The 11,552-nt window shown below is 59.2% G+C and carries 7 protein-coding genes; 3 read left to right on the top strand and 4 right to left on the bottom strand.

Features of this window, described 5'->3' with window-relative positions:
- The first annotated feature begins 1 nt into the window (after window position 1).
- Entirely contained in the window at window positions 2–1,612 is a 1,611-nt protein-coding gene (locus ACTJKS_RS19500; protein WP_262947931.1) for an ABC transporter ATP-binding protein, read from the top strand.
- Window positions 1,613–1,746: 134 nt separating this feature from the next.
- Here the strand turns inward: ACTJKS_RS19500 and ACTJKS_RS19495 are convergent, their stop codons facing one another.
- Both ACTJKS_RS19495 and ACTJKS_RS19490 read right to left on the bottom strand, forming a co-directional pair.
- Window positions 1,747–2,064, bottom strand: a complete 318-nt coding sequence (locus ACTJKS_RS19495) for an SCP2 sterol-binding domain-containing protein (RefSeq protein ID WP_041072702.1) — start codon at window positions 2,062–2,064, stop codon at window positions 1,747–1,749.
- Window positions 2,065–2,112: 48 nt separating this feature from the next.
- A complete protein-coding gene (locus ACTJKS_RS19490; protein ID WP_262947930.1) occupies window positions 2,113–2,823 on the bottom strand; it encodes a histidine phosphatase family protein in 711 nt (236 codons plus the stop codon).
- 206 nt (window positions 2,824–3,029) lie between these two features.
- On the opposite strand from ACTJKS_RS19490, the gene sohB reads away from it, so the two are divergent.
- Together sohB and ACTJKS_RS19480 are read left to right on the top strand one after the other, a co-directional pair.
- Window positions 3,030–4,061 carry a protease SohB gene (sohB, locus tag ACTJKS_RS19485; RefSeq protein WP_041072698.1) on the top strand — a complete coding sequence of 344 codons (1,032 nt, stop codon included), beginning with the start codon at window positions 3,030–3,032 and terminating at the stop codon, window positions 4,059–4,061.
- Between the two features lie 252 nt (window positions 4,062–4,313).
- Window positions 4,314–9,080: an NEL-type E3 ubiquitin ligase domain-containing protein gene (locus tag ACTJKS_RS19480; RefSeq protein ID WP_262947929.1), complete on the top strand. Its 4,767-nt coding sequence runs from the start codon at window positions 4,314–4,316 to the stop codon at window positions 9,078–9,080.
- 88 nt (window positions 9,081–9,168) lie between these two features.
- Here the strand turns inward: ACTJKS_RS19480 and ACTJKS_RS19475 are convergent, their stop codons facing one another.
- Together ACTJKS_RS19475 and ACTJKS_RS19470 are read right to left on the bottom strand one after the other, a co-directional pair.
- Window positions 9,169–9,663 (bottom strand): DUF934 domain-containing protein, encoded by a 495-nt coding sequence (locus ACTJKS_RS19475; RefSeq protein ID WP_041072696.1) that lies wholly within the window; start codon window positions 9,661–9,663, stop codon window positions 9,169–9,171.
- Window positions 9,647–11,305 (bottom strand): nitrite/sulfite reductase, encoded by a 1,659-nt coding sequence (locus tag ACTJKS_RS19470; protein ID WP_041072694.1) that lies wholly within the window; start codon window positions 11,303–11,305, stop codon window positions 9,647–9,649. The genes ACTJKS_RS19475 and ACTJKS_RS19470 overlap by 17 nt, the downstream gene beginning before the upstream one ends.
- Between the last annotated feature and the right edge of the window lie 247 nt (window positions 11,306–11,552).

The raw sequence follows: 11,552 nt of genomic DNA, 5'->3' as shown, positions 1-11,552 counted from the left end.
GATGAGCGAAAATCTGATCGAAATACGTAACCTGCGTGTGGCATTCAACGGCCAGCCTGTGGTGCATGGCATCGACCTCGATATTCGTCAGGGCGAATGCCTGGCACTGGTCGGCGAGTCCGGCTCGGGCAAATCGGTGACCGCTCACAGCATCCTGCAATTGCTCGACCCTAACATCACGCGGCTCGATGGCAGCATTCGTTATGCCGGCGAAGAGCTGCTCGGCGTGCATGAGCGTTATCTGCGCCAGTTACGCGGCAACCGTATCGCGATGATTTTTCAGGAGCCGATGAGTTCGCTGAATCCACTGCATACGATCGAGCGGCAACTCGGCGAGAGCCTGGCGCTGCACAAAGGCCTGGCGGGCGCGCAGGCCCGTGAACGGATGCTTGAACTGCTCGAACTGGTCGGCATTCAGAAGCCGCGCGAACGGCTCAAGGCCTATCCGCATCAACTCTCCGGCGGCCAGCGCCAACGGGTGATGATCGCCATGGCGCTGGCCTGTGAGCCGCAATTGTTGATCGCAGACGAACCCACCACTGCGCTGGACGTGACGGTGCAGCGCAGGATTCTGTTGCTGCTCAAGAAATTGCAGCAGCGCCTGGGCATGGCGCTGCTGATCATCAGCCATGACCTCAATCTGGTGCGCACCCTCGCGCAGCGGGTGGCGGTGATGCGCGGTGGACGGATCGTCGAACAGGCGCCGTGCGAGCAGTTGTTCAGTGCGCCGCAGCATCCTTACAGCATTGAATTGCTGAATGCCGAGCCGGGCGGGCATGCCTTGTGTCTCGACGCGACAGAGGACTTGTTGCAAGTGCGCGATCTGAAGGTGCGTTTTCGTCTGAGCGGCGGTTGGCTGCGGCGCAAAACCTGGCTGGACGCGGTGAAGGGCATCGATCTGAATCTGCAGCGCGGCAAAACGCTGGGGATTGTCGGCGAGTCGGGCTCGGGCAAGTCGACATTGGGCCAGGCGATTCTGCGTCTGATCGACGCCGAGGGCAGCATTCACTTTGCCGGTGAGGCGCTGCAACAGTTGAGCGGCAAGCAGCTGCGCCCCCTGCGCAAGCGCCTGCAAGTGGTGTTTCAGGATCCGTTCGGCAGCCTCAGCCCGCGCCTGTGTGTGGAGCAGATCATTGCCGAGGGGCTGCAGGTGCACAGCGATTTGAATGCTGCCGAGCGCGAACAGACGGTGATCGACGCGCTGCGCGAGGTCGGCCTCGATCCGGCAACCCGACATCGTTATCCGCACGAATTTTCCGGCGGACAACGCCAACGGATTGCAATCGCCCGGGCGCTGGTGCTCAAACCGGATCTGATCTTGCTCGATGAGCCGACCTCGGCGCTGGATCGCACGGTGCAAAAGCAGATCGTTGCTTTATTACGGCGACTGCAGGAAGAGCATGGGCTGACTTATCTGTTCATCAGTCATGACCTGGCGGTGGTGCGGGCGTTGGCCCACGATTTGATTGTGATGAAGGAGGGGGAGGTGGTGGAGCGGGGGGAGACCAGTGCGCTGTTCAGTGCGGCGCAACATCCCTACACGCAGGAGTTGCTGGCGGCATCCATTGTGGAGGCGAGGCTGGCGCGAAATCCTGTAGGAGCTGTCGAGTGAAACGAGGCTGCGATCTTTTGATCTTGATCTTTAAAAGCAAGATCAAAAGATCGCAGCGTGCCGCAGCTCCTACAGGGGACTGACGCAAAAATCCCGCCACAGGGGCGGGATTTTCTTCAAACCGAACGCAAGTCTTACGACGGGAACAGCTCGGACAGCTTCATCGACAGCATCATGTCGCCTTCAACGCGCAGTTTGCCGCCCATGAACGCTTGCATGCCGTCGGTTTCACCGCTGACGATGTCTTTCAGGGTTGCACTGTCCAGTACCAGCGTGCAGTTGGCGTTGGCGTTTTCGCCTTCCTGAATGTCGCAAGTACCGTCTTTGACGATCAGCGCGTAGTGCTTGTCTTCGTCGGTGATGTTGAAACCGAAGACCAGATCCAGACCGGCAGCGGCGGCTGGGTTGAACTTGGCTTGCATCGCTTTTACGGCATCAGCTACGGAGGTCATGGTTCGATCCTTATGGGTTGATTGCAGCAGGGTCACAGTTATCCGGACTCAACGGTAAGTGATGAGTTCCGGGGCCTTCAGCAGTTGCAGATGCGCATGACTGTTGAAGGAAGCCAGAGTCACCTCGCGACCGCGGAATTTCAGCTGGTTGAGCGAGGTGTTGACGATTTGCCAATTCAGTTCAAAGGCCTGCCTGGCCGGTATTTGGGTAATCAGGTGGAGCAGGGCGGTAATGGTGCCGCCGGAGGTGAATACGGCGATTTTCTGATTGCTGTCGGCTTGTTCGAGGATGCGCTGGAGCCCCCCCTGAACCCGTTCGACGAAACCCAGCCAGCTTTCCAGCCCCGGGGTGTCATGGGTGCCTGCCAGCCAGCGCTCGATGACCAGCGCGAAGATGCGCTGGAACTCGGCGCGGTTCTGCGCAGCGTTGCGCAGGATGTCGATGGCTTCCGGCTCGTCCTCCAGCATGGCGGGGATCAGCGCACGAATCACTGCGTCGGCGTCGAACTCGTTGAACGCAGAGTCGGTCTCCAGCGTCGGTACCGAAAGGCCCTTGGCGCTGAATTGCTCCAGCGCGCTGCTGGCCGTGTGTTGCTGGCGGCGCAGGTCGCCCGCCAGGCAGCGATCGAAACGGATTCCCAACTCGGCCAGGTGCTGGCCGAGGATTTCTGCCTGGCGCACACCGATGGGCGACAGGACGTCATAGTCGTCTGCACCAAAGGAGGCCTGGCCATGTCGAATCAGATAGATGCTGCCCACGTCCGCGTCATCCCGGTACGTTGAAGGTTGTGGCGAGGTTATGAGGATGATGGAGTGCTGTCAATGAAAAAACATACGCTTGTTTGAAATGCTCGTTACAGGCCTGTTGCCAGAGGTTTCACGGCTGGCCGAGGAGGCGGCGCATGGGTATGCTGGAACCATCCCGCGCGTGTTTTTGCATCCGCGCATTGTTTTAAGGAGTCTCTGTGGAGTTTTTCACCGAATACGCCAGCTTCCTGGCCAAGACCGTAACGCTGGTGGTCGCCATTCTGGTGGTGCTCGCCAGTTTTGCTGCATTGCGCAGCAAGGGCCGGCGCAAGTCGTCCGGGCAGTTGCAGGTCAGCAAGCTCAACGATTTCTATAAAGGCTTGCGTGAGCGCCTGGAGCAGACCCTGCTCGACAAGGATCAGCTCAAGGCCCTGCGCAAGGGCCAGGCCAAATCGGAGAAGTCCGAGAAGAAGCAAAAGAACAAACCCGAGGCCAAATCCCGGGTGTTCGTGCTGGATTTCGACGGTGATATCAAGGCCTCGGCCACCGAGAGCCTGCGTCACGAAATCACTGCATTGCTGACCCTCGCCACGCCGAAGGACGAAGTGGTGCTGCGCCTGGAAAGTGGCGGTGGCATGGTGCACAGCTACGGTCTGGCCTCATCGCAACTGGCGCGGATCCGTGAGGCCGGCGTGCCGTTGACCGTGTGCATCGACAAGGTCGCCGCCAGCGGCGGTTACATGATGGCGTGCATCGGCGAAAAGATCATCAGCGCCCCGTTCGCGATTCTCGGCTCGATCGGGGTAGTCGCGCAGCTGCCCAACGTCAATCGTCTGCTGAAAAAGCACGACATCGATTTCGAAGTGCTGACCGCGGGTGAGTACAAGCGCACCCTGACCGTATTCGGCGAAAACACCGAGAAGGGCCGGGAGAAGTTTCAGGAAGACCTGGACATCACCCACCAGTTGTTCAAGAACTTCGTGGCCCGTTATCGGCCACAACTGGCCATCGATGAAGTGGCTACCGGAGAAGTCTGGCTGGGTGTCGCGGCGCTGGACAAACAGTTGGTCGATGAACTCAAGACCAGCGACGAATACCTGGCCGACAAGGCGAAGAAAGCCGAGGTCTACCACCTGCATTACGCCGAGCGCAAAAGCCTGCCGGAACGCATCGGCATGGCCGCCAGTGGTTCGGTGGAGCGCGTGTTGGTGAACGGCTGGAGTCGCCTGACCCAGCAACGCTTCTGGTAAGCCACTTGTATAAAAGGCCCTTCATTGTTCTGCAATGAAGGGCCTTTTTTATTGAGGTGGTATATATGTATTTTTTAAGTTTGAAATGTTGATTGTGCGACCTTTGGTTTGATCTGTTATTCGCGCTTTTATAAAGAGTTCGGCTCGTTAAGCTGATGACTCCTTTAAGTGCTTGAGATCATCATGTCCTCGTCAGCCGATATAACTACCCCAGCCACGCCAACTTCAGAACAGAAAGGCCTCTTTTTTGATTTGATCAAAAAGAATGCACCGTCCTGGATATTGGCGGCTCCCGAGGCGTTGCGCCGCGAACTCTACGACAGCCTCATTGAAAGTCATCGCACGCGCAGTACCGCAGGCGAACTCCTGAACAAACTGCAGTCGCCCGAGCAGTTTTGCTCGCCCTTGCTGGCCAAGGCCATGTCCGACAAGCTGTCCATGCCACTGGACGTGACCGGCGTGGTATTTCAACACGTGCGTTCAACGTCGAGCCTGCTGGGACTGCGCAAAAAACTGGTGCTGCCGATCAATCGCGATCTGCTGGTCGCCGCGTGCGAGAACTTCGAATCCCGCGAAACCGAGGCGAATAACTACAGCGACACTTCACTGATCTATATACCGCAGGAACTGAACGGTGGCGTGGCTTCGATATTGCCAATACAACCCCATGAGTTTGCGCGATTGTGCCGGACACTGGACCTGGGCAAGCAATATCAGACTCATCTTGAATCGGTATTTGAACTTAACGTCGAATCGAGCAATGTGCTTAGCCAGTGCGCTGCCCATGTGCGAAGTTGTTTTGATGTGGATCGGCATATTGCGCTGATGAGAAAACATATCAGCACGTCGGTTCATCAAATGTTGAAGTCCGTGAAGGACGGCGACAGCACGATCAAACTGGGGGAAAACACCCTGGGGTATCAGAGTCTGGAAATGTTCAACATGACCCTGCATGGCCCACTGTTCATCGGACCTGTCAGTGAGCACGCCGACGATGATTATCGCTGTGTCGTTTACCTGCCGGGCGATCCGCTGCATCCGCTGAAAGAATATGCCTCGTTCACCGACTTTGAGGTCGAGTTGAGCAGACGCCTGAAAAATCCGGCGTTCAAGACGTTTTTCATGGGCTTCCTGAAGCTGGGCGAGCGCGCGGCCTTTCAACAGGAACTGAACATTCGCTTGTACCCCGGTGGCAGTTCACTACTGACGAGCTCCGGCACCTACGTGACGTTGACGGGTGTCGATATCGAGGGCGATCCCTTTACCCGGATACATCGTCAGCAGGTTGCGCGGACTTTGGCCGATGCCCGGCTTCTGGTGGTTCCCACGGATGATGAAGACGAGAAAACTCGCCTCGCACGCCTGGAGACTTTCAAGGAAATCGGTATCAATCTACTGCTGGTCGCGGCCTCGTTTTTGCCCGGAGTGGGTGAAGTGCTGTTGACGCTGGGCACTCTGCAGCTCCTGTCGCACGTGTATGAGGGCATTGCCAGCTGGACCCGTGGCGAGCAGGAGCAGGCCACGGATCACCTGTTCGATGTCATCGAAAACATCATTCTGATGGCCGCTTTCGCCGCCGGGACGAAAGCCATCGGGGCAGCCTATAAAACCGTCAGGTCGTCGGCCTTCATCGAACGTTTGATTGCGGTCAATCCGGGCGGTGGACGCTTGCGTCTGTGGAAGCCGGATCTCAGGGCTTATCGTCAGCATCGGCGGTTGCCCAAAGGATTGCCCGTCGATGAGCGCGGACTGCGTTGGTTCGAGGGACAGGCTTACGTCACCCTCGACACCGTTCGGTACGCGGTGCATCAGCAACCTGAAACCGAATTGTGGGAAGTGCTGCCTCCACCGGGCGCAGCAGAAGGCTACCGTCCGTTGCTCGAAACCAATGACCGCGGTGCCTGGCGCCATGACTCGGAGCGGGTGCAGGAGTGGGGGCGGCTGACGTTGTTTCGTCGTTTCGGCTACGCCAGAGAAGCGATCCCGGACGCCGTGGCGACGCGTGTTCTGGCGGTCAGTGGACTTGATGACAGCGTGTTGCGGCAGGTGCATATCGATCAGGTGCAGACCCCGGCACTGCTGGTCGATACCGTGCAACGTTTCATGGCGGACGCTGCAGTCAGGGCGTTTATCGAACAATTGCAGGCGCCGAGTGCTGCAGCGTTGGCCGATCCTGATCTGCAGTTGCATGTGCTCACCGCCGCGGTGAAATGGCCCTCCGATAACGCAATCAGCGTGGTCAACGCATTGGAGTACCCAGTCAACCGTTACGGTTCGCAAACCGCCAAGAGCGTTATCCGGCTGACTGAGGACGCGCTGCACAACGGTCAGTTACACCGTTCGCTGCTGTCGAAGCTTTCGCGCAATCAGCGAGAAAGCCTGCTCGGCAACGCGTCGACGAACACTGAAGTGCAAGCGCAGGAACTGGCGCGGATCATTGCCGAACAGGCTCAAACCGCGCGCCCCGATTTGTTCCGGCGGGTATACCAGCGTAGCCAAGTCCCAAGTCATCCCCGGGTCGCGGTACTGATGCAACACTTTTCCGAGCTGCCCGCCAGTGCCGCCGAAGAGCTGGTGAACAATGCGTTCAGTGGCGAATGGCACGAGCTGGACGCGAAACGCGTGCCCTTGCGGCTGGCGGAGGAGGCCCGGCGTTATCAGCAGATGATCCGTGTCTGTCGCGCCTACGAAGGTCTGTATCTCGACGGAGTGGGAGGGCAGTACACCAATCGACTGGTGCTCGATGCACTCAAACACCTCCCGGGCTGGTCGGACGCCGCGTTCGTGCAAATACTCGAATGGACCGCGACCCATGATTCGGCAGCCGCGATTGGACCGGAGACAGCGAGCGAGCGCACGGTGGTCAGCGTGTTCGAGGATCGCATCAACGTTATCCAGGGCAGCGACGCACCGCTTGTCACATTCACCAGGCGCACCCGCGAACACTATTTCAGGGCGCTCTGGATGGGGCTTTCGACACAGCGCAGGACGGCGCTGGGCGTACAGGCGGAAAATGGTGCCGTCATGCTGCAGGAAAAAATTACCCGAGCGGCGCAGGAGCGACGGACGATCTTCGCGCACACCGTTGGCGCGCGTCTCGGAGAGCTGTCACCCATGGGACTGGCCGAACGTCCTGCCATTGTGTCGAGTGCGGCCTCCGGCGAAGTCACCAACGTCATGGTGCGCCGGGCCCTGGAGCTTTATCCGATGCACACCCCTGCGCAGATTCATCGTTTGCTCAACGCCTTGGGCACTAACGAAATCAAGGTGCTGATGAAGCTCGAAGCACTGCGGCTGGAGTTTTTCGCGCTCAGGGAAACCTTGAGTCGCTGGGTCAGCCGTCAGACTTGGCACCTGAGCGCCGATGGCACACGGCAGCCGACTTCCCGTGGCAGCAAGCTGCGTGCCATGCGCGCGATCATTCGCAGTTGGCGCAAAGAGCCGGGGAATGTGGCTGCAGACCAAAGTCTATATGGCACCTTGCGGTTCGCGCCGGAGCCTTTGGGGGAGCTGCCGTCGGTGGTGGCCGATTTCAGCCATGTCGGGCGGGTCATCATGGACGGTGTAATGCCCGATGCCGGACTAAACGATTTTCTGCGCAACTTCAGCCAGTTGCGCAGTCTGTCGCTGAGCGACAATCAGTTGAGCCAGTTACCCGAGTCGCTGGAGCGAATACGCTGGCTGACGCATCTGGACCTGAGCAGCAATCGCCTGCAGTCCTCTGAAGCATCGCTTGCTCAATTGGGGCGGATGAAAGACCTGCGGGTGCTGCACCTTGATTTCAACCCGAACCTGGCGCAGCTGCCCGATCTCGGTGGGCTGGCGCATCTTGAGCAGTTGACCGTGCGCGCAAGCCGGATGACACATTGGCCACCGCGCCTGTCCGGGCTGCGTCGATTGCAGTTGCTGGATCTGCGCGACAACCTTATTGAAACCTTGCCAGCACAGGCGTTCGACACTACCCAATTGCCGCAGATAATTCGCTTGCACGGCAATCCGTTGTCCTCCGACACGCTGAAAAACATCGCGACTTATCAGCAGACCTCCAATGGTCGTTTTGGTGTGACGGCCATGGAGGGGCGCAAATCTCCACTGCAAACCGTGGCGCGGGAAGATCAAAGCGTGCAGTGGCTGGCTGGGGAAAGTGCCAGCGTGGCGTCGTCCCGGCGCGAGGTATGGGAGGCGCTGCGCGCGTTACCCGATTCCACGGATTTTTTCCAAGTGCTGTTGCAACTGGTGCACACCGCGGAATTCACCCGCGTGTATCCGCATTTGCGTCAGCGTGTCTGGGATGTGGTGGACGCGGCGGCCGGCGATCAGCGCCTGCGCCGGTCATTGTTCAGTGCGGCGCGCAGTGCCAGGGTCAGTGTCGACGGGTACAGCGCGTTGTTCAGCGAAATGGAAGTGCTGGTCTTGTGTTTCCGTGCGAGGGCGGCAGCTACCGCCGGTGTGCAGGCGCTGGAAGAGCAACTGGTGAGTCTGCTCAGGGGCCTGTTCCGTTTGCACGAAGTGGAAAGCCTGGCGCTGGCGGACATCAGCGCACGTTTCCACACCGCGCCGATGGACTACGATCAGGCGTTGCAAGTCAGCCTGGCCTATCGGGTGGGTCTGGCGCAACGCTTGAACCTGCCGGCGCAGCCGCGAACGCTGAGCAGCCCCTTGACTGTCGAGGTGTCGCCGACCGTTCTGGATCAGGCCTTTCAACAGGTGCTCAAGACCGAGAGCAGCGGCGCGTTACGCGACTGGAGCATGGCGCAGACGTTCTGGGTCGAGTATCTGGAGTCGGCTCACGGTGATCGGTTTTCCGTGGTGAACGAACAGACGTCGCGGGCGATGGCTCAATTGGAAGGGCAGATCGAACTGACGCGCGAGGCGGCCTCGACGCAGATGAATGCGATCCTCGACAACTTCAGTAATCAGCGCCGGGAATTGATCGGGCAACTGACGGATCAGGCATTGGCACGCCACGCCGAACCTGACGTGTCAAAGGCCGCGACGGCTGAAATGATGGAGGCTTGATGAGGCGTCGCTTGCACGCAACGCTTGGCGTTAACGCCCGGAATGAACAACGCCTTGAGCCCGATTGCAGGCTCAAGGCGTTTTTCGATCAGCGACGACGGAACAGCGGCAGCGGTTCGTCGGTGGCGGCCTGATAAGTGACCGAGAAGTCCTTCAGGCTTTCCAGTGCTTCGTACGGGTCTTTGTCGGCGCGCAAGGCGAACGCGTCGAAACCGCAGCGGTGCATGTAGAACAACTGGTCACGCAGCACATCGCCAATCGCCCGCAGTTCGCCTTTGAAACCGTAACGGTCGCGCAGCAGGCGGGCGTTGGAGTAGTTGCGGCCGTCGGTGAAGGCCGGGAAGTTCAGGGCAATCACCTGGAACTGCGCGACGTCGTCACCGATTTCCTCGGCTTCTTCATCAGCGTCCAGCCACACACCCAGCCCGCCGTCGCGGGCCTTGAGCATGCGGCTGTGTTCACGCCAAAGCTGCAAAGGAACGATCAGATCGTCGCAATTGCTGATGTCGTCGATGTTGAAATCTTTCGGCAGCAGGTGCCAGGTTTCGTCGACGACTTCGTTGTTCTTAATGATTCGCTGCATAGACGCGTTCCTTGAAGAGGTCGATGCCAATACGCTGGTAGGTGTCGATGAAGCGCTCGTCCTCGGTACGTTGTTCAACGTACACATCGATCAGCTTCGAGATCACGTCCGGCATGTCGTCCTGAGCAAAGGACGGGCCGAGAATCTTGCCCAGGCTCGCGTCACGGCTGGCGCTGCCACCGAGGGATACCTGGTAGAACTCTTCACCTTTCTTGTCCACCCCGAGAATGCCGATGTGACCGACGTGGTGGTGACCACAGGCGTTCATGCAGCCGGAGATGTTCAGGTCCAGCTCACCGATGTCGAACAGGTAATCCAGGTCGTCGAAACGGCGCTGGATCGATTCGGCGATCGGGATCGACTTGGCGTTGGCCAGCGAGCAGAAATCACCGCCAGGGCAGCAGATGATGTCGGTCAGCAGGCCGATGTTTGGCGTGGCGAAACCGCTTTCACGCAGTTCGCCCCACAGGGTGAACAACTGGCTCTGCTCGACGTCGGCCAGAATGATGTTCTGCTCGTGGGACGTGCGCAGTTGGCCGAAGCTGTAGCGCTCGGCCAGGTCGGCGACGGCGTCGAGCTGCTTGTCGGTGATGTCGCCCGGGGCAACGCCGGTCGGTTTCAGCGACAGGGTCACCGCGACATAGCCCGGCTTTTTGTGCGCCAGGGTGTTGCGCGAACGCCAGCGGGCGAAACCCGGATGCTCCTTGTCGAGTTCGGCCAGGGCCGCGGTCTGGTTCTCCAGCGCCTTGTAGTCCGGATCGACGAAGTGTTTGGCGACGCGATGCAGCTCGGCTTCGGTCAGTGTGGTCTGGCCGCCGCGCAGGTGCTCCATCTCGGCATCGACTTTTTGCGCGAAGACTTCGGGGGTCAGCGCCTTGACGAGGATCTTGATCCGCGCCTTGTATTTGTTGTCGCGACGGCCATAGCGGTTGTACACACGCAGGATGGCGTCGAGGTAGCTCAACAGGTCCTGCCACGGCAGGAACTCGTTGATGAAGGCGCCGACCACCGGAGTACGGCCCAGGCCACCGCCGACCAGTACACGGAAACCCAGTTCGCCGGCGGCGTTGTGGACCGGCTCCAGGCCGATGTCGTGAACTTCGATGGCGGCACGGTCAGCGGTCGAACCGTTGACGGCAATCTTGAATTTGCGTGGCAGGTAGGCGAATTCCGGGTGGAATGTAGTCCACTGACGGACGATTTCGCACCATGGGCGCGGGTCGATCACCTCATCGGCGGCGACACCGGCGAACTGGTCGGTGGTGACGTTGCGCAGGCAGTTGCCGCTGGTCTGGATCGCGTGCATTTGCACGGTGGCCAGTTCCGCGAGGATGTCCGGAATGTCTTCCACCGCCGGCCAGTTGAACTGCACGTTCTGCCGGGTACTGATGTGGGCGTAGCCCTTGTCGTAGTCACGGGCAATCTTCGCCATCATGCGCACCTGACGGGAAGTCAGTTGGCCGTAAGGCACCGCCACGCGCAACATCGGCGCAAAACGCTGGATGTACAGGCCATTTTGCAGGCGCAGGGGGCGGAATTCTTCTTCGCTCAGCTCACCTGCCAGATAGCGTCGGGTCTGATCACGGAACTGCTTGACGCGGTCCTCGATGATCCGCTGATCGTACTCGTCGTATACGTACATATAAGTCCTGTTCTCAGGCTTTGGGCTACTCGGAAAACGCTGCGTTTTCGCTTGCTGGAGTCCGATGGTGCCTCTGCAATTACGCGCGCACGGCCGCGCACTCCCTAACGGAGCCGGGGCAATATACCCGTTTGCAGTTATGCGCAAAAGTGATGTTTGAGTATATGTAAAGAACCAAATCGCCTAACGAGAATAGTTGTTGATTAACCCACATTTGTCGCGGGGACAATCATCGTCTTAACTGTGA

Source organism: Pseudomonas sp. 22189 (genome assembly GCF_052045635.1).
In the GTDB taxonomy this organism is placed as follows: Bacteria; Pseudomonadota; Gammaproteobacteria; order Pseudomonadales; family Pseudomonadaceae; genus Aquipseudomonas; species Aquipseudomonas parakoreensis.
Note: the sequence above shows the minus strand (reverse complement) of the source record. Positions and strands in the feature narration are given on the sequence as shown.